The 19,173-nt window shown below is 53.2% G+C and carries 20 protein-coding genes; 14 read left to right on the top strand and 6 right to left on the bottom strand.

All coding sequences use genetic code 11. The features are described 5' to 3' along the window. Positions 1-13: 13 nt before the first annotated feature. Positions 14-256 (bottom strand): hypothetical protein, encoded by a 243-nt coding sequence (locus PUT07_RS04810; protein WP_274466660.1) that lies wholly within the window; start codon positions 254-256, stop codon positions 14-16. A 185-nt stretch (positions 257-441) separates the two neighbouring features. Further along, a complete protein-coding gene (locus PUT07_RS04805; protein ID WP_274466659.1) occupies positions 442-1,407 on the bottom strand; it encodes a phosphate/phosphite/phosphonate ABC transporter substrate-binding protein in 966 nt (321 codons plus the stop codon). A gap of 150 nt (positions 1,408-1,557) precedes the next feature. On the opposite strand from PUT07_RS04805, the gene PUT07_RS04800 reads away from it, so the two are divergent. From PUT07_RS04800 to PUT07_RS04740, 13 genes are all read left to right on the top strand, one after another. Then, positions 1,558-3,156 carry a bifunctional metallophosphatase/5'-nucleotidase gene (locus PUT07_RS04800; RefSeq protein ID WP_379239613.1) on the top strand — a complete coding sequence of 533 codons (1,599 nt, stop codon included), beginning with the start codon at positions 1,558-1,560 and terminating at the stop codon, positions 3,154-3,156. Positions 3,157-3,288: 132 nt separating this feature from the next. Next, positions 3,289-4,092, top strand: a complete 804-nt coding sequence (locus PUT07_RS04795) for an alpha/beta hydrolase (RefSeq protein ID WP_274466657.1) — start codon at positions 3,289-3,291, stop codon at positions 4,090-4,092. Next, complete coding sequence (gene pxpB / locus PUT07_RS04790; protein ID WP_274466656.1) at positions 4,089-4,871, top strand: 5-oxoprolinase subunit PxpB; 783 nt, start codon at positions 4,089-4,091, stop codon at positions 4,869-4,871. Before PUT07_RS04795 ends, pxpB begins: the two co-directional genes overlap by 4 nt. Continuing rightward, positions 4,861-5,847: a biotin-dependent carboxyltransferase family protein gene (locus PUT07_RS04785; RefSeq protein ID WP_274466655.1), complete on the top strand. Its 987-nt coding sequence runs from the start codon at positions 4,861-4,863 to the stop codon at positions 5,845-5,847. Before pxpB ends, PUT07_RS04785 begins: the two co-directional genes overlap by 11 nt. A 20-nt stretch (positions 5,848-5,867) precedes the next feature. After that, complete coding sequence (locus PUT07_RS04780) at positions 5,868-6,632, top strand: LamB/YcsF family protein (RefSeq protein ID WP_274467463.1); 765 nt, start codon at positions 5,868-5,870, stop codon at positions 6,630-6,632. Positions 6,633-7,382: 750 nt separating this feature from the next. Next, positions 7,383-7,670 carry a CD3324 family protein gene (locus PUT07_RS04775; protein ID WP_274466654.1) on the top strand — a complete coding sequence of 96 codons (288 nt, stop codon included), beginning with the start codon at positions 7,383-7,385 and terminating at the stop codon, positions 7,668-7,670. 62 nt (positions 7,671-7,732) lie between these two features. Then, positions 7,733-8,119, top strand: coding sequence for a gamma-glutamylcyclotransferase family protein (locus PUT07_RS04770; protein WP_274466653.1), 387 nt, complete (start codon positions 7,733-7,735; stop codon positions 8,117-8,119). 91 nt (positions 8,120-8,210) lie between these two features. Beyond that, positions 8,211-8,585: a response regulator gene (locus PUT07_RS04765; protein ID WP_274466652.1), complete on the top strand. Its 375-nt coding sequence runs from the start codon at positions 8,211-8,213 to the stop codon at positions 8,583-8,585. A gap of 50 nt (positions 8,586-8,635) precedes the next feature. After that, positions 8,636-10,396 carry a response regulator gene (locus PUT07_RS04760; protein WP_274466651.1) on the top strand — a complete coding sequence of 587 codons (1,761 nt, stop codon included), beginning with the start codon at positions 8,636-8,638 and terminating at the stop codon, positions 10,394-10,396. A 159-nt stretch (positions 10,397-10,555) separates the two neighbouring features. Next, the gene (gene nikR, locus PUT07_RS04755; protein WP_274466650.1) at positions 10,556-11,023 is read left to right on the top strand and encodes a nickel-responsive transcriptional regulator NikR; all 468 of its coding nucleotides are present in this window, start codon (positions 10,556-10,558) and stop codon (positions 11,021-11,023) included. Positions 11,024-11,064: 41 nt separating this feature from the next. Next, positions 11,065-11,469 carry a DUF2203 domain-containing protein gene (locus tag PUT07_RS04750; RefSeq protein ID WP_274466649.1) on the top strand — a complete coding sequence of 135 codons (405 nt, stop codon included), beginning with the start codon at positions 11,065-11,067 and terminating at the stop codon, positions 11,467-11,469. Between the two features lie 12 nt (positions 11,470-11,481). Next, positions 11,482-13,137 (top strand): copper resistance CopC/CopD family protein, encoded by a 1,656-nt coding sequence (locus PUT07_RS04745; protein WP_274466648.1) that lies wholly within the window; start codon positions 11,482-11,484, stop codon positions 13,135-13,137. A 58-nt stretch (positions 13,138-13,195) separates the two neighbouring features. Then, positions 13,196-13,381, top strand: a complete 186-nt coding sequence (locus PUT07_RS04740; RefSeq protein ID WP_274466647.1) for a hypothetical protein — start codon at positions 13,196-13,198, stop codon at positions 13,379-13,381. A 59-nt stretch (positions 13,382-13,440) separates the two neighbouring features. On the opposite strand, the gene glsA is transcribed toward PUT07_RS04740, so the two are convergent. From glsA to PUT07_RS04720, 4 genes are all read right to left on the bottom strand, one after another. Continuing rightward, on the bottom strand, positions 13,441-14,394 hold the full coding sequence (gene glsA / locus PUT07_RS04735; RefSeq protein ID WP_274466646.1) for a glutaminase A: 954 nt from the start codon (positions 14,392-14,394) through the stop codon (positions 13,441-13,443). A 24-nt stretch (positions 14,395-14,418) separates the two neighbouring features. Further along, positions 14,419-15,339 (bottom strand): aldo/keto reductase, encoded by a 921-nt coding sequence (locus PUT07_RS04730; RefSeq protein ID WP_274466645.1) that lies wholly within the window; start codon positions 15,337-15,339, stop codon positions 14,419-14,421. 136 nt (positions 15,340-15,475) lie between these two features. Continuing rightward, positions 15,476-17,134, bottom strand: a complete 1,659-nt coding sequence (locus PUT07_RS04725; RefSeq protein WP_274466644.1) for an MDR family MFS transporter — start codon at positions 17,132-17,134, stop codon at positions 15,476-15,478. A 23-nt stretch (positions 17,135-17,157) separates the two neighbouring features. After that, complete coding sequence (locus PUT07_RS04720) at positions 17,158-17,589, bottom strand: MarR family winged helix-turn-helix transcriptional regulator (protein ID WP_274466643.1); 432 nt, start codon at positions 17,587-17,589, stop codon at positions 17,158-17,160. Between the two features lie 531 nt (positions 17,590-18,120). Between PUT07_RS04720 and pheS the strand changes: the two genes are divergently transcribed. After that, entirely contained in the window at positions 18,121-19,155 is a 1,035-nt protein-coding gene (gene pheS / locus PUT07_RS04715) for a phenylalanine--tRNA ligase subunit alpha (protein WP_274466642.1), read from the top strand. Positions 19,156-19,173 lie beyond the last annotated feature (18 nt).

The following is a 19,173-nucleotide window of genomic DNA, read 5'->3' as shown; positions in this document are numbered from 1 at the left end:
ATGCCAATGACCACTAGTTGGAAAGTCTCTTCTGTGCAACCAGGCGAAGCGGGCCGCGCCGAATCTGTGTTGCTGCAGAGGAAGGGCTGGCTGGTGTCAGCACTTCAATCTGTTCGATCAGCTCGATCGGGATCAAAACGTTGCTTATTTTCACGAGTCGAAAAGCCGAGTAATAATTGGTGATGACTCCTCGAATCTCGTCTTTTCCGCACCGGATGGAGACTTCATTTTTGCAGCTGATTAGCTTTTCGAACATCTCATTTTCACCCCACTATGATATATGACAAGTCCAGGTAAACATTTGTCATGCAAAAGTAAAAAAAAATTTGCGGACGTGCCACACTCATAGTATGCAGGCGCAGAACGGAGTAGAATGAAAAAAACCTCCGCATGGTTCATGCGGAGGTTTTCCGGGTTTCAATTCGTTATGAAGCGAGAGGCTTATTTCAAGCCCATTTCTTTGTTGGCATCACGGACGATGTTGAAGTCAGAGTCATTCGCTACAACATAGCCTTTGTGTGTGTAAACGTCGAAAATAACTTTTTGACCTTCCGGATCTTTCCCGATGGCGATGAAAGCGTCTTGGATTTTCTTCTTCCAAGCTGCATCCATATCGGAGCGAACGGCGATCGTATCGTTAGGAATTTTGTCAGAGAAGGCCAGAACTTTCGTTTGTTTGAAGATCTCCGGGTAATCCTTGATCATGTTCGTACGAATATCTTGGAATACGCCGACAGCGTCAACTTGACCGTTCAGCAGCGCGATAACCGCTTTGTCATGGCCTTGGAATTGTACGCCTGTTACATCTTTCACCGGATCAACGCCGGCTTTCTTCAGCAGAAGACCTGGGTAAACGTAACCAGCTGCGGAAGTTACACCTTGCCAGCCGATTTTCTTACCTTTCAAATCAGCCACGGATTTGATCGGGGAATCCGCTTTGACAAGAATTTCGGATTTGTAGAAGTTGACCAGCTCAGTCGTCGGTTGGCCTGTTGCATCGTCAACTCCGAAGCGTGTCGCTTGCGCGAGCAGGTCAGCCGCTTTGCGCGTATCGTGAGCAACAACGTAGTTGCTCGGAGGCAGGAAGCCTACGTCAACTTGTTTGGAAGCCATAGCTTCGATAACAACGTTGTAGTCAGTTGAAACCGACACTTTTACCGGGATGCCAAGCTTGTCACCGAGAAGTTTCTCAAGCGGCTTCGCTTTTGCTTCAAGCGTCTCTGCGTTTTGGGAAGGAACGAATTGCACTTTCAGTTCTTTAGGAACGAATCCTGCTGCTGCTGCCGGAGTAGCTGTAGCTGCTGCACCTGCGGAAGCGGAAGGAGCCGGAGTTTCTTTCTTTGCGCAGCCTGCAAGAAGACCAGCCGCAACAACCATGGACAAGGAGATAACCGTTAATTTCTTCATTTCTTTTTGACCTCCGTTTAATTTAATTTACTTTTTATCTATGATGTACTATAACATTAACATAAAATATATGGAAGATAGTGTGAAGTATTTGTTAAACTGACAAGGGATATGTATCTTCATACAAAATAATGTTATGGAGTGGAGAAATTGACGCAATCAATCGACAAAAACCAATGCAGCCTAACCATACTGGAGACAAGCGATCTGCATGGCAATATGCTGCCTCTGCATTATGCGAATAACAAGCCGAACGACGTCGGGTTATCCAAAGTGGCGACCCTGATCGCACAGGAGCGCAAGCAGTCGGCGAACGTGCTGGTCATCGATAACGGTGACCTCATTCAAGGCACGCCGCTAGCCTACCATCATGCCAGACTGGACAACGAGCCTATGGATCCGATGGTGCTCGGCCTTAACTATATCGGCTACGATGCGGCTGTGATCGGTAATCATGAGTTTAATTACGGTCTGGGTGTGCTGGGCAAAGCGGTCAAGGAATCCGACTTCCCCTGGTTATGCGCTACGATCCTCGATGAGAAGACGGGAGAGCCTTTCTTGGGCAAGCCCTATCTCGTCAAAGTGCTTCCGGAAGGCGTGCGGGTCGGCATACTGGGGCTGACCACGCCTTATATACCGAATTGGGAGAATCCTGCGCACATCGAGGGCTTGCAATTCGTGGATGCCGTAGAAGCGGCGAAGCGATGGGTGAAAGTGCTTCGGGAAGAGGAGCAGGCGGATGTCGTCGTCGTTTCCTATCACGGGGGATTCGAGCGGCACTTGGAGACAGGCGAGCCGACCGAGCCGTTGACCGGGGAGAATCAAGGCTACCGGCTGTGCATGGAAGTCCCTGGGATCGACGTACTGCTGACGGGGCATCAGCACCGGAGCATTGCAGGTCAGACGGTAGGGGGCGTCATTGTCGTTCAGCCGGGAACAGCGGGGGTCACCCTCGGCAAAGTGCGGCTGGCGTTGTCGAAGACAGACGGCGGCCAATGGGCGATCGCGAGCCGAACCTCCGAGCTGCTCCCGGTTGCGGGTGTCGAGGCCGATGCCAAGCTGATCGAGCTGGTGAGCGCCTACGAGGCCAAGACCCAAGAATGGCTTGACCAGCCGATCGGGAAACTGACCGGCGATATGCTGGTTAAAGACCCGATGGGGATTCGGCTCAAAGACAGCGCGCTGATTGAATTCATCAACCGCGTGCAAATGGAGCTGTCCGGAGCCTCGATATCGAATACGGCGTTGTTTGACAACGTTTCGCCGGGCTTCCCTGCGGATATTACGATGAGGGACATCGTATCCAATTACATTTATCCGAATACGTTGAAAGTCATCCGCATCTCCGGACAAGACATTAAGGATGCGCTGGAGCAGTCTGCGGAATATTTCGAGCTTACAGACGGCGGCGAGGTTCAAGTGAGCGCCAAGTTCAGGGAGCCGAAGCCGCAGCATTACAACTACGATATGTGGGAAGGCATCACGTATAGATTAAACATCTCCCGTCCCGTCGGAGAGCGCGTCGTGCTGCTGGAGTACGAAGGCCGGCCGCTGGACCTGGAAGCATCCTATGATGTGGTAATGAACAACTACCGGGCTGCCGGCGGCGGCAATTACGCCATGTTCCAGGATAAGCCCGTCATCAAGGATATTCCTACCGACGTAGCGGAGCTGCTTGCCGGATATATCATGGAACGGGGCACAATCGAAGCCAGTGTGAACGGGAACTGGGAAGTCGTTTGGGAATAGGCAAGACATGAAGAAGACCTCCGGGATCTGTTGCCTGGACGGTCTTCTTTTCGTAAATCGGTACTAGGCGATTCCTTGCGGATTGGATATGATTAGCATAGTACATACGATATGCACAAGGAGGTTTCACAAGTGAACAATGCAAATACGATCGAATTGTGGCCCGGAGCATCCAAGGATAGCATCGGTGAGGAGAACCAAGGATGCCCGAGCCTGACTTTGTATCCTGTAGCAAGTGAAGGCTTGAGCTCTGCCGTCATAGTATGCCCAGGGGGCGGCTACGGTAGGCGTGCGCCTCATGAAGGCGAACCGGTCGCGAAGTGGTTGAACGGGTTGGGCATCTCGGCGTTCGTTCTTAATTACCGCGTAGCGCCGTATGAGCATCCCGTTCCGCTCCAGGATGCCCAGAGGGCGATTCGCACGGTAAGACATCATGCCGAAGAATGGGGCATCGACGCGAATCGTGTAGGTATTCTCGGCTTCTCGGCCGGCGGACATTTGGCTTCCTCGGCAGGTACTTTGTTCGATGCAGGCAACCCGGAAGCCGCAGATCCGATTGACAGACAGGGCAGCCGGCCGGATGCTTTAATCCTGTGCTATCCCGTCATTTCGTTCTACGAGTTCGGACATGTCGGCTCTAAGCGGAATTTGCTGGGTGAGAACCCGGATGAGCAGTTGGTCAATCTGCTATCGACAGAGAAGCAGGTCTCGGCTCATACACCGCCGACGTTTCTGTGGCATACGGCCGACGATGCCGCCGTTCCCGTAGAGAACAGCTTGCTTTTTGCCGGCGCCCTTAGCCGCCATAAGGTGCCTTACGATCTGCATGTGTTCGAGAGCGGACGCCATGGCATAGGAATGGCGCAGGATCATGCGGAAGCGTACCTATGGCCCGAGCTTTGTGCGAATTGGCTGAAAAAGCAGCATTTTGCATGAACAAGCTCATCTATGAATGCCATCATGTTGGAGATGCAGCCATCGCGCTGACGTTAGGCACTGGCATTGACTTGACTACGTTAGATCTGGTGCAGCAAGTGAGCGCCTATTTGGAGAAGCATCCTTTCGACGGGTTCATGGAATTGGTAACGGCTTATACGACGATAACGATTTACTATGACTGCGTTGCGGTTTATCGGCATCATACGGATAAGGAACAGCTTCGCAAGCAGGAGAATGAGGCAGATGAACTGCTGCCCTACGAGATTGTGCAGCGGCACATACAGGCGTGCCTGGAGGGCTTTCAGCCGACCCCGCAAGGCAGCTCCGGCAGCGGGACGGATGTCATGGAGATTCCGGTCTGCTACGGCGGCGAGTTCGGCCCCGATTTGGACGAGGTTGCGGCTTATCATCATGTGACTGCCGAGACCATCATCCAACTGCACACCGCACACATATACCCGGTGTATATGATCGGCTTCGCCCCGGGGTTTCCTTATTTGGGCGGTTTGCCGGAAGGGCTTGCAACGCCGCGGAAGCCGAATCCCCGGGAGCGTATTCCCGCAGGCTCTGTAGGGATCGGCGGCGCACAGACGGGCATCTATCCGCTTGAGACGCCCGGCGGCTGGCAAATCATCGGCCGCACGCCGCTCGCACTCTTCCGGCCGGAATACGAACAACCGTCTCTGCTGCGAGCCGGCGACCGAGTGAGATTCGTGCCGATCACGCCGGAGGTCTTCCATGCTGCCGCGGAAAGGAGTGGGCGCAATGGGCTTTAGAGTCGTAAAGCCGGGACTCTTGTCGACGCTGCAGGATGAAGGACGCTTCGGATACCGCAAGTATGGGGTTATTGCTTCGGGGCCGATGGACTATTTCGCTCATCGGACGGCGAATCTGCTTGCGGGAAACAGAGCGGACGCGGCTGTTCTGGAGATGACGCTGAACGGCCCTGTCTTGTCCGCACAGGCCGATATGCTGCTGGCGCTATGCGGAGCGGATATGGAAGCGGATGTGGACGGAAGGCCGGTGTCGTCATGGCAGCCGTTTCACATGGAGAAGGGAGAGACGCTGCATGTCCGCTATGCCGTTCAGGGATGCAGAGCTTACCTGGCTGTGCATGGGGGCTTCGTGGCGAACAAGGCGCTGGGGAGCACAAGCACGTATTTGCGGGCGGCGTTAGGCGGTTATGCCGGGAGAGCGCTGCGAGCGGGCGATGAGCTGTCCATAGGCGACGCAAGGCAGTACCCGATGAAGCGGACCCCATCCGGTTATGTAAGCACCCATATCCGTCCTCCTTACGATGCCGCTCCTGTGGTCAGCGTCGTTGCGGGGAAGGAAGCCGGCCGTTTTACGGAGCAAGCGAAGGCCGCGTTGTATGCCAACAGCTTCACGGTTACCCCGCAATCGGACCGGATGGGGTACCGGTTGGAGGGGGAGGCGCTGTCCCTTGATAACGGCTGTCCCTCTGAGATGATCTCGGAAGCGGTCACTCCGGGAACGATTCAGGTGCCTCCGGGCGGGAATCCGATCCTGCTGATGGCGGATTGCCAAACCACGGGCGGTTATCCGAGAATCGCCCAGGTGATTACCGCGCATTTGCCCTTGGTCGCACAAGTAAAGCCAGGCGCTGCGCTGCGTTTCCGCGAAGTGAGCCTCAGAGAGGCTCAGGAGCAGCTCTTGCTGCAGGCGATGGATTTGAGGCTGCTGGAGGCTGGACTTAAGGCTTGGGCCAAGAACGGGCGCCATACCATATAAACTTGCTGGGGGTGTTCACGATCACGCTGCGTATTGATTTGAATTGCGACATGGGCGAGGGCTTCGGCGCCTATCGCCTTGGCCGTGACGCGGAGCTGCTGGATTACGTCAGCTCCGCCAACATCGCCTGCGGGTTCCACGCAGGCGATCCGGCCACTATGCGCAGCACCGTGCAGCTGTGCATGCGCAAAGGCGTTGCGATCGGGGCCCATCCGGGCCTGCCCGATCTGCAGGGCTTCGGCCGGCGCGAGATGGCGATCACGCCGGCCGAGGCTTACGAGCTGACGCTGTATCAGCTCGGGGCGCTGCAGGCGTTCGTCCATGCCGAAGGCGGCCGCCTGCAGCACGTCAAGCCGCACGGCGCGTTCTATCACATGGCGGCGAACCGCCATGATCTGGCCGCGGCCATTGCGGCTGCGACACGCAGCGTCAGCGCGGAGCTGACGCTGTTCGGTCCGCCCGGCAGCGAGCTGCTCCGGGCGGGCGCCGCCGCAGGGCTGCGGACCGCGAGCGAAGCTTTCGCGGACCGCACCTACCGGCGGGACGGCGCGCTGACGCCCCGGGACCAGCCCGGGGCGCTGCTGGCGAGCGCCGCGGATGCGGCGGCGCAGGTGGTGCGGCTTGTCCGCGAGGGGAAGGTCCTCTCCCTGGAGGGGGAGGATCTGAGCATGCGCGCGGACACGATCTGCATCCACGGCGACGGTGCGCACGCCGTGGAGTTTGCGCGCGATATCCGCGCGCTGCTGGACAGCAGCGGCATCGCGGTGCGCGCGCTGGGGCATTGACCGGGAAGAGAAGCCTCCGATTCCATAGAGTCGGGGGCTTCTCTTCTTTGCTCCCGCTGCGCCCAGCTCCCGCTGCGCCCAGCTCCCGCTGCGCCCAGCTCCCGCTGCGCCCAGCTCCTGCTGCGCTCAGCTCCTGCTGAACTCGCCTGCGCGAACCGCCTGGGAAAGAATCCTTATAACCATTCTTTCACTTGAGACCGGGCTGGGAATATGAGTAAATAGATATGTAGCCGGCCGGCTAATGACTTCGGAAAGGAGTGATCAAGGTGATTACAACAAAAGCGGAGGTGATCTCTGCGTAAGCAGAGATCATCGTTACAAAACCGGGGGCTCCTGGGCCCCCGCATAATTTTAACTTTGCGAGTAGACAGCGAGAAGCTTTTTACATATAATGAGAATTGTGAACACGAAGTGAACACAGGCAAGCAGGAGAGAACTTGCTCTCCACCCCCCAATTAAATTCCAATATTAGGTGAAAGGAGTGCTTTTTAATGAACACAATGACTAACACAGTAGCGATGATTGTTGCGGCCGCCGCAGAGGTACTCGTCTCCTAACTGAATATCATTCGTGGAATAACCGTTCACCTGAATTTGTATAATTGAATATACAACCCACAGGCACGATTATGGTCGTGTTTTTTTTATTCCATTTTGATAAGAATGGTATGAGGTTTAGGGGCGATGAGATTACACTCTGCAAATCATAACAAAGGTTCAACTTTGCGAAAATTTGAGGAGGTTTCCATCCATGAGTTACAAGAACGGGAAAGACGTTCTTCCCCCTAACCTATTGAAACAATTGCAAGAATATATCCAAGGTGAAATCGTATATATCCCTAAGAAGGAGCAGAAACGCGCCGGCTGGGGAGAAAATAACGGAACACGCATTATTATCGAGCGTAGAAACCAAGAAATTTACCGGTTGTACCAAACAGGTTCAACGGTGATGGAATTGATCAAGGTCTTCCATCTGTCGGAGGATTCCATCCGCAAAATTATTGTGAAAACGCGCGAATTGACGGCAAATCAAGCATAGAAGCAGCATCCATTGCGATGTTGCTTTTTTTCTTGTTTAATCAGGATAGAGGTGGGGGTTTCGTGATATTCGTATTCGTTTACGGCACATTGCTCGTTGGGGAAAGCAACCATGCGGTCGCCGCTCCCTATGTGAAATCGGTGCAACCCGGCACGGTTTACGGGCGTCTATTTGATGTCGGCGCTTACCCTGCGCTTGTGCTGGCGGAGGCCAGCGAAGGCCGGCGTGTGACGGGAGAGTGGCTGGAAGTGACGGAAGAAGGCTTGCGGGCGATGGATGCCCTGGAGGACTACTACGGTCCTGGCGAAGATAATGAATATGACCGGGTATGGGTTCGGGATGCCGATGGCGTGCGGGAAGGCTGGGTGTACACATACGCTCAGGCAGAAGGGCTTCAAGTCATTGACGGCTCTTCGTGGAAAGTATATAACGCCCGCAAAAGGAGTTGATTTTTTTCGTTTTTTTTCGACAAGTTCCTATCCTGCCTGAAGGCATGATGCTATAATTAAACTAATTAATTTGACTGAGGGAGATCCGTTTATGTCTGTTTACAAAATTTTGCTGGCCGACGATGAACTCGCACTCCGCTTTCTGCTGACGGAAACATTGTCTGACGAAGGTTATCAAATAACGGAGGTGGAAGACGGCGGACAGGCGATCGATCAGCTGCAGCAGGAAACGTTCGATTTAATCATTCTGGATTATATGATGCCTGAGCGCACGGGTGTGGAAGTATGCGAATGGCTTCGTCAGAGCGATAATGCCAACCGGGAGCTGCCTGTCATCCTTCTGACAGCCAAAGCTTTGGAGAAGGATAAGGAGAAAGCCAAAGCCGCAGGCGTTACCACGTATATTGTGAAACCCTTCAGCCCGCTGCAGCTTCTGGATACGGTCGGACTTTTATTAAATAGATAATAGGAATAGTTTAGAGATTATTTTATGAGCACGAAGGGTGATTGTCCGTCATGAATCATACGCATGTTGAGCGGTTGACCGGTTCTAAGTCAGAACGGGAAGATAAAGATGCAAGAATATTAAGACAAGGCAAGAAATTGTTTATCCGTGAGTTCGAGAAACAGCTGGAGCAACTGCAAGCGCTTCTAGATACGATCCGCCAGGAGCCGTCCTTGGATGACTTACATAAGTTTTATCGTATTGTTCATACGCTGAAGGGCAGTGCCCCGATTTTCGAATATGACCGAATCGGGAAGCTGGCCGAGGAGCTGGTTCGCATCTGGGAATGGACGCAAGCGGCCGATCCTGAGAAGGAAGACGTTCTTGAAGCGATGTCGCCGGTTCTGGAGATCGCAGGGCGCACACATAACCTGCTCCGCGAAATGACGATGGAATACGACATTGCTTTAACGGAAAGCCAGTTGGATGAGCAGAAGGATTCCGGCGCAGGCTCCATGCTCAGGACGCTGAAGAGCCGGCTGCTGCTTGTCGATGACGATGCAGTGCTCCGCTCCTATTTGACCCGCCGTTTGCAGCTGGATGATTGCATCGTCGATGAGGCGGCGGACGTGGAGTCGGCTACGAAGCTATTGCGCACCCACACGTATGATCTCGTGACGCTCGATCTTATGATGCACCCGCAATCGGGGTATGAGCTGTTCGAATTTCTCAAAGAGGATCCTACGCTCAAATGGCTTCCGCTCATCGTACTGTCAGGCCGTAACGACTTGCACGATAAGGTGCGCTGCTTCCATCTGGGGGCTGACGATTATGTGACGAAGCCTTTTCAATATGAGGAGTTAGCCGCAAGAATTTACGGTCTGCTCAAAAGAACGAGAAACTTCGAGCAGCTCGCTTTCCGCGACCCGCTTACAGGCGTCTTCAATCGCCGTTATTTCGACCTGCAGATCGGCATTGAGCTGCAGCGGGCTGAGCGGGAATCAGCGCCGATTTCGCTCGTTTTTATCGATATCGATTTTTTCAAAAGAATCAATGATACATACGGACACCATGTAGGCGACCTGGTGCTGCAGGGTCTTGCGCATTCGGTGCAGGTCAATCTGCGATCGACCGATTTGCTGGCGCGCTTCGGCGGAGAAGAATTCGTGCTGGCGCTGCCGAACACGACGCTGGAACAAGCTCATCAGGTTATGCAGCCCATTCTGGACTTCGTTCGCGAGAACCCGGTCGCCCAGTATGAAGGGCGCACCTTCTCCATCACGTTCTCAGCAGGTATAGCCCAGTGGCACGACGGGATGACGTTGGACGACTGGGTGACCGGTGCCGATGGAGCGATGTATCAAGCCAAGCAGCAGGGCAGGAACCGTATCGTAAGCGCCGTTATGGAGAAGGAAGCACAGACGCAGCCCGGGAAGTCCGGGACGTTGTCCGAGCCTGAGAAACGTCTGCTCATTGTGGACGACGATCCGATTCTGAGGGCTATCGTCACCTCGAGATTGGAGAATTTGCCGGTCGCGATTTCACATGCTTCGGACGGGGAAGAGGCGCTCTTCTTGCTGCAGGAGAGCAACTACGATGCCTGTATTCTTGACGGCATGATGCCGAAGCTCGACGGGTTCTCCTTATTGGACCGGATCAAGAAAGATTCGCGCATCATGAACGCCGAGATGAAGGTGCTGATGCTCTCCGGGAAGAAGAAGGAAGATGACTTGCTCAAGGGGTATCAGATGGGGGCGGATGATTATATGACGAAGCCGTTCTCTCTCGTCGAACTGGAAGTGCGCGTGAAGAAATTGCTGAACTTGATCTAAAGGCAGGGGCCGGACGTAAGTCCGCTCCTTTTTGCTTTTTTCATAGGAATGAGAGGAATGAGTGGAACGGGCTATTTTGCGGCGGCGGCACTTTCTGGTAGAGTAGGAATAGAGGATTCGGACAGAGATGAGAGACAGAAGGAAAGGAGCGATAGCCGCATGTCGGACAAAGAAGCGCTGGTACGCTTCGGCATCTCGATGCCGCAATCGTTAATTGAGCAGTATGACAAGCTGATCGCGACGCAGGGCTATGATAACCGTTCGGAAGCGATTCGCGATCTTACACGCAAGGCGCTGTTAGCCTCCAGCTCCATGCAGCCGGAAGAAACGGTGGCCGGAACGATTGTGATGGTCTACGATCATCATATCAGCGATCTGCCGATTACGTTGATGGAGCTGCAGCATGAGTATCATCATGCCATTATATCTACCATGCATATACATCTGAATCATCAGCAATGCTTGGAGATTTTGGTCGTACGCGGCAAAGTGCAGAAGCTCCGGGAGCTCCAGCAGCGCATTCAGGTGCTGAAAGGGGTCGGCTATGCCGAGCTGTCCGTCACGCATGTAGAAGAGCACGGACAAGCCCATACGCATTCGCATGGTCACACGCACGAACCTGCGTAGAGTTCGAATTTTTTTGCTAAAATGAGGGATGGAGGTGCGAAATGTCCCATACAAAGTGGTTCAGTCTGGAGGAAGCAAACAGCATGCTTCCGTTCGTCGACCAGGAGCTGAAGAAAATGCAAGCTTTAAAGCGTACTTTTGAGCAGAAATATATGGAGCTTCGCGTCAAGAAAAATGAGTTGGCCGAGAAGCCCGGCACGGAGAAGGACCCGTTCTTTATGCAAGAAGCCGAACTGGAATTTCTGCAGATCGAAGCGCGCGGACTTATTCAGCATTTTCAGCAAACGGGTGTAGAGCTGAAAGACATCGATACGGGTCTTGTTGATTTTCCGGCGCTCATCGGCGGACAAGAAGTATTGCTGTGTTGGAAACAAGGAGAGGACAGAATTCGTTACTACCATGGCAAAGAGGATGGTTTTGCCGGTCGTAAGCCGATTTCGGATTAGAGGAACTTATCTATGTACAAACAGAAACATCATACTCCCAAGCGCAAATGGTTCTCAGCTGCGGTTTTCATGTGTATATTAGCAATGATGCTCCTAAGCGCGCTTGTCGCTCCGCAGTCCGCATCAGCCCATGCGTCATTAGTACAGGCAACTCCCGAGTCGGGTGCCAAGCTGGCAAGCTCGCCGCCTCAAATCGCCATTACGTTCAACGAACAGCTAGATGCCGGACTTTATTATATCAAAGTCTTTAACCATGACGGCGATGAGATGACAAGCAATAAAGCGGTCTTGAATAAAGAGCAGACGGGTGTATTCCTGGATTTGCCGAAGCTGCCCGAAGGGGTTTATCTGGTTAGCTACCACGTCATTTCGGCTGACGGGCATCCCGTAGGAGGCTCCTACCCGATCACGATCGGGAATCCGCCGCAAGAAGATGCGCTTGATCTTCCAACGGCCCATGCTAACCATGATCACGGCGCAGGACCGCTGACGACCAAGGTTTTGCTGCAGTACGCCTCCCGCGGTTTATGGTATTTGATGGTGCTGGCACTCGCGGGCTGGGTGATTTGGCTGCGAATGCTAGGGACTGAGAACGGAAGAGCTGCGCGCACGGCGCTGGCATCCTGGACGCTGAATTTGCAGCGGGCCCAATTGGTTTCCTTATTATTCCTGATTTTCACCCACGTCGAGGATCTGCTTGGCGGCGGTGGCGTGGAAGAGCTGTGGAAGCTGCTCACAGCAACGAATGTCGGCATTTCGTGGCTGCTGCTGCTAGCCTTATCCTTCCTTGGTTTCGGTGTGATCGGCAGATGGGCATGGCTGGACCTGGTATGGCCGTTAGGCTTGCTTGCGGCCAAAAGCTTCAGCGGACACGCGGCCTCTTTTACCCCTGTATGGGCAACGATCGGCTTGGATTGGATTCATTTGGCGGGAGCAGCCATGTGGGTTGGCGGTCTGGTGCTGCTTTACGCGAAGTGGCGGAAGAGAAGCGCGGACGTCGGCGACTACATGCGCAAATTTTCGAACATGGCTTTGATTTCCATTGCCGTTCTGACGGTATCCGGCGCATTGTCGGTCCTGTTGTTCCTTCCGAGCTTGCGTTACTTGCTTTATGCCGGATGGGGAATTCTGCTGCTTGTTAAGGTCGGTGCCGTCGTGCTTGTTGTCATCACAGCTTCCGTAATCAGACTTCTGATGCGAAGGAAACAAGCGGTTCATTCTTTTATTTGGGTAAGGGTCGATTTAACGCTGATGGTGCTCATTATGCTGCTGGTCGGAATTCTCACTTACATTGCTCCGATCCCGCCGAATGAACCGCTGCAGTGGCACCAGATGGGCGAGAAGGTCCATGTTTCCGCAGATATTACGCCGAAGATACAAGGAAACAACACCTTTACGGCGAAAGTATTTTTACCGGAGAAATCCGGCAAACCGAAGCAAGTGCTCATGATCCTGCACTATGTGGACGATGAAGAAATTGCGCCTATTTCTGTTCCGATCGCGTTTTATGAGGATACGGAGCAGGAAGAATCTTATGGCTTCGCCAAATTCAGCTATCGGGCGGAAGGGGCGTACCTTCCTTTCCGCGGTAACTGGGAGCTGGAAATGCGCGTGATGGATACCGAGGATAATGAAACGGTCTACCGGAAAGACTTCATCGTGTACTAGTCCCGTACTCGTACGAGGATGAGAATGAAACCTAACCTAGCGGAAAGTAGGTGCTGTCATGGCTTGGATTAATATGCTCGAGAGAGATCAATTGTCGGTAAAATTGGATGAGAAGGATGAGATGGCCTTGCTGGAAGTCAACGATGGAGGAATCTCCCCGAACTACGTGACGATTCGACTGGACGAGAACGAGATCGATGAGCTGATCGAAGCTTTGCAGCGGATCAAACGAGCCATTCAATAGCATGAGAAGGTATATAACGAAGAGCGGTATTCGTCATCGACGAGTACCGCTCTTCTTAATTAAAATAAGCTCCAATCAAATTCCTGCGAAAGCTTGCCGAGCAGATGAACGCCCGCGGTGCTGTTGCCCTTGCGGTTAAGCGGAGGACTGACAAGACCGATGCCGTATTGTCCCGGCACCATCGTCAAGATGCCCCCGGACACGCCGCTCTTGGCGGGAAGGCCGACGTTCATGGCGAATTCCCCAGAGGCGTTGTACATTCCGCACATGAACATGAACGTCTTGGCGATCTGTACGAAGCGCCGCGGGATCAAGCGCTTGCCCCGCACAGGATCGACGCCGTTATGTGCCAGGACCAAGGCCATTCGCGCCAGATCCTTGCAGCTTGCCTGGATCGAGCAATGGCTGAAATACACGCGCAGCACATCCTCCACCTCGCCGACGAGGACGCCGTTATCTTTGAGGAAGTAAGCCAGTGAACGATTGCGGTGGGCGGTATCCGATTCCGATTGGAAAACTTCCTGATGGATAGCTAGCCCCGGGTTGTCTGCAATCTCCCGGAAAAATCCAAGAATACGATCGATCTGCTCGGTAGGCGTGTTTCCCGCGATCAGAGATGAAATCGCAATCGCTCCGGCATTGATCAGCGGATTGAACGGAATACCCGGCTCCACCAGCTCCAGCTTCAGCATCGAATTGAAGTCGTCGCCTGTCGGCTCCATCCCGACCTTAGAGAAGACCTGCTGTTCGCCATTATCCATCAAAGCCAGAATCAACGTGAATACCTTCGAGATGCTTTGCAGGGTAAAATGGTAATCGGTTTCGCCGGCTTGGACGGTGTTCCCATCTGCATCCATTATGCAGATGGCGAGCACATCCGCAGGCGCGTTGGCAAGCTCAGGAATGTAGGAAGCTACTTGGCCTTCCGCCGTGTGGATCTTATTGTCCGCAACCCACTCCGCCAAGCGGTCACTCAGGCGCTTCCATGTTGTGGATGACTCGTGTTGAATCATAAAGCTCTCATTCCTTCCTATGGATCAGGCTTTCCACGCTTGCGGGTGGTTGTCGCTGATCAGGTCCGTTGCGCTGGCATTGGCGATGACTTGCTCGGGATTTTTGCAGCCCGGGATCACCGTCGTTACGGCATCGTGCTTCAAGCACCAGGCTAATGCCCATTTGGCCATATCCATGCCTTCCGGAACTTCTTCCTTCTGGATGCGCTGCACTTCCTCCAGCTTCTGTCTCACGCTTTCCGCATCATGGCGGTGGCGAACGTCGGTATTGCTGAATACGGCGCCAGGTTTATATTTGCCGCTAAGATAGCCGCTGGCCAGAGGCACGCGTGCCAGAACGCCAAGGTCTTGCTCGATGCAGGAAGGGAATACAAGCTCCTCCGGCGCCCGGTCCAGGCGGTTATAAACGACTTGAATCGCTTTGGAATTCACTTGGGTCGAAGCTCCGGTCTGATGAATGTTGCTGTTGCTGCCGATGGAAGTTCCAAGATGGCGGATTTTCCCGGCTTGCACCAGCTTGTCCAGCGTCGTCCACAAGGCATCGTTGTCGAATACGCTGTCCGGTCCGGAGTGAAATTGATATAAATCTATGTAGTCCGTTTGCAAAGCTTTCAGCGAAGCATCCAGCTGTTTCACGACACTGTCCGCGCTGAATTCGTCGGTTCTGGTAAATAGATCATGGAAGTGGTGTCCGAATTTGGTCGCCACGACCCAATCTTCACGCTTGCGTCTGGTCAAATAGCTGCCAATGAAGGATTCGGACAGATGGTCCCCGTAGCACTCTGCGGTATCAATCAAGTTAATGCCTAGATCAGCGGCTTGATCAAGAATAGCGTCCGCTTCGGCTTGCGTGTACGTCAGTCCCCATTCTCCTCCGAATTGCCAGGTTCCGACACCAACGATGGAAACTTTCAGATCTGTTTTCCCAAGTCTGCGATATTTCATGGCGAGCACTCTCCTTTTTATAGTATCCAACCTCATTAAACGCTATTGACAGATTGATGTCAAAACAAATGAAACCATTATTTACAACAAAAAGCCCCCATCCTGGAATTTAAGGAGGGGAGCTCGTGGGCGTGCATTAAGCAAGGCCTGGCGAAAGGTCTTTTTCACCTTCTTCATTCGTCTTCTTGGATTTACGGCCGGACACTTTGATATTGCCGATGAACAGTGTGAGAACCGCGCCAAGCAGGACAAATACCAAACCGTACAGGAATACTTGGTGGAGCGAAGAGACTAGGGCGTTTTTCAAAATCGGAAGCATATGGTCCACGAATTCTTTCGGCATTTTGGCCAGCGCCTCTGGACTGAGCAGCGATGAATACAAGCCTTGCGGATTCGTATGGATCATGTCGCTCATCTGCGCCGCAAGACCGCCGGCTTCTGCGGGAAGCTGCTTGACGACAGGGGTCAAGTCTTGCTCCAGCAGCACCGATGACTTGTGATTCATGATCGCTCCGAGGATGGTCATCCCGAAGGTACCGCCGATTTGCCGGAAAAATTGGCTTGAAGAAGTGACGACGCCAAGCTCTGATTTCGGGAAGCTTTCCTGCAGGGCCAGGGTCAGAATCGGCATAACAAGCCCCATACCGAGTCCGAGCAGCACCATGTACAGGGAAGCCGTCAATTTCGTCGTATCGATGCCCATCGTACTTAGAAGATAGAAGCCCAATGCCATCACGAACATGCCGATCAGCATTTGCTTGCGAACGCCGACTTTATGAATGAATTGCCCGGACACGACGCTCGCGGCGATCATCGTAATCATGAGAGGCGTCATAACGGTACCGGAAGCGGAAGCGGATATGCCGACGATGCCTTGCATGAAGAGCGGCACGAACATAATCGCCCCGAACATCCCGATAGACATCAGGAAGCCTACGCCGTTAATGGTTGTGAACGTTCTGTTTTTGAATAAGCGGACGGGTAGAATCGGCTCTTCCGCTCTGCTCTCAATACGGACGAATGCCAAGAGTGAAACGATCGCCAATGCGAATAAACCGATGATTTGCCAAGAGAGCCAAGGGAAGTCTTTGCCGCCGAAAGTCAGCGCGAGCAGCAAGGAAACCACACCTATGATCATGGTGACGATACCGGGGATGTCGAACTTCACTTTGCCGGCTGCTTTATGCTTAGGCAGGGCAATGGCAATGAGAATAACAGCAAGAATACCGACAGGTAGGTTGATATAGAACACCCAGCGCCAGTCAAAGGCATCTACGATCCAGCCGCCGACCTGCGGACCGACGACGGAGGAGAGACCGAAAATGGCACCGAACACGCCTTGCCATTTGGCACGTTGTTTACCGGTGAACAAGTCACCGATAATAATCATCGCCATCGGCATCATGATCCCGCCGCCGAGCCCTTGCAAGCCGCGGAATAGAATAAGTTCCGTAATATTTTGGGACATCCCGCAGAGCGCGGAAGCGACGATGAAGATAATAAGTCCCGTCACATAAATGACGCGCCGTCCCATTAAGTCAGCGAGTTTACCGGCGATGGGGACAACAACGGTTGAAGTTAGCATATAGGCTGTCGTCAGCCAAACCATCAGCTCCAGGCCGCCTAGTTCGCCGACGATCCGCGGCATCGCCGTACCGACAATCGTGCCGTCTAGGGCCCCGAAGAGCATGGCGATGATGAGTCCTGTTAACAATAGACCGCGGTTTTTAAACGCGGGGGCCGAGGCATCGGCAAGATTGGCGCCCTCGGAAGAGTTCTTTTGCAAGTTTGTCATATGATGTTCACTCCTTTAAGCGTTTAGTAGTAGGATCTGAGCTTCTCGAAGGCAGCAACCATAATCTCGAGTTCGGCCGGCGGAAGCTTGGACAGACCGCGTGCGATAACCGCCGCTTGGACTTGTTCCGCTTTGGCTAACACCGCGTTGCCGAGCTCCGTATTTTCGACCAGAACGATGCGCCGGTCCGTTTCATGATGTTTCCGTATAACATGCCCGCTTTGGACAAGACGGTCGATCATGACCGTGATCGCACTGGGCTTTACACCCATTTTCTCAGCCAGAGCGGTCTGCTTGGGAGATCCGATTTTGCCGATCATGAAGAGCATGAAGAGCTGCGGTCCCGTTAGCTCGGAGTTCAATTCCGCGAGCACAAGCGAGTTGATTTTGCGATGCACCGTCTCGAACGTTGTACGGAACCGGTTGGTGTAATCTAACATCAAATCATCTTCCATCGTCGATCTCCTTTCCGATAATTAGATCATCAAATATTTCTATAGTAAAATATTTGAATAAAATAATATTTAAATTGTTTAAGTAAAATATACGCCTCGAAGCATTTGAAGTCAATAGGGAAAATAAGAGATTTGGAGGCGTCCGCACTTGCATATGTGTTGTATCTTGCATATAATAACTGGTACATATACGTGAAAATGCTTTGACGGAGAAGAGTACGCAGTGCTTCTTGACAGGGAGGGAAAGCCGATGATTGAGAGCTGGCCCCGAGAATCAGGCTGCCGAAGTTCGCTCCCGAGCAGTCCTTTGAACAACGGGTGAAGCCCCATGCTTCATCTTAAGTAGAGGGAACCGGACGCATTGTCCGTTATCTGGAATGAAGTGAGACCCGTCGTTTGTCGATGATTTGGCATGTGGCGGATCTAATTAGGGTGGTACCACGGCTTTTCGTCCCTTGCGAGGGAGCGGAAAGTCTTTTTTGCGTTTTCATTTCAGGGTAATTTGAGGGGCCTAAATCAGGAGGGATTTCAATGAAAGAGCGGTTAGAAGCTTTGAAGCAGGAAGCGCTGCAAGAGCTTAGCGGCGTTCAGAGCCAGCAAGAGCTGAATGATTTGCGCATTAAGTATTTGGGGAAAAAAGGTCCGCTGACCGAAGTTTTGCGCGGGATGGGGGCGCTAAGCGCGGAAGAGAGACCGATTATCGGTCAAGTGGCGAACGACGTTCGCGCGGCCATTGAAGCCGTGATTGAAGAGAAGCAGGCTGCTTATTTGCAGCAGGAAACGGAGAACAGATTACGTGCCGAGATGATCGACGTCACGCTGCCGGGCCGTCCTTCCCAACAGGGAGCTGTTCACCCTTTGAGCAAAGTGATTCAGGAGATTGAAGATATTTTCATCGGTATGGGCTATACGGTTGCGGAAGGCCCGGAGGTGGAGCAGGATTACTATAACTTCGAGGCGTTGAATTTGCCGAAAGATCACCCTGCCCGCGATATGCAGGATTCCTTCTATATTACGGAAGAGATTCTGATGCGCACGCAGACCTCCCCGGTTCAAGTAAGAACGATGGAGAAGCGCAAAGGCGATGTTCCGATCAAGATCATTTGCCCGGGCAAAGTATACCGCCGCGACGACGATGATGCCACACATTCGCATATGTTCACGCAGATCGAAGGTCTCGTGATCGACCGCAATGTGCGGATGAGCGATCTGAAGGGCACCCTGCTGCAATTCGTGCAGGAGATGTACGGCAAAGAGACGAGAATCCGCTTGCGTCCGAGCTTCTTCCCGTTCACCGAGCCTAGCGTGGAAGTCGATGTAAGCTGCGCGATGTGCGGAGGCACAGGCTGCCGTACCTGCAAGCAAACTGGCTGGTTGGAGATTCTTGGAGCGGGTATGGTTCATCCGCGCGTGCTCGAGATGGGCGGATACGATCCGAAGGAATATACCGGATTTGCTTTCGGAATGGGCGTAGAGCGTATTGCCATGCTGAAATACGGCATCGAGGACATCCGTCATTTCTACACCAATGATTTGCGTTTCTTAAAGCAATTCTTACATTTGTAAGCACCAGGAGAAGGAGGG

The sequence above is a fragment of the Paenibacillus sp. MAHUQ-63 genome, assembly GCF_028765165.1.
Lineage (GTDB): Bacteria > Bacillota > Bacilli > Paenibacillales > NBRC-103111 > Paenibacillus_E.
The sequence above is the reverse complement of the archived record's forward strand: the minus strand, read 5'-3'. Positions and strand labels throughout refer to the sequence as shown.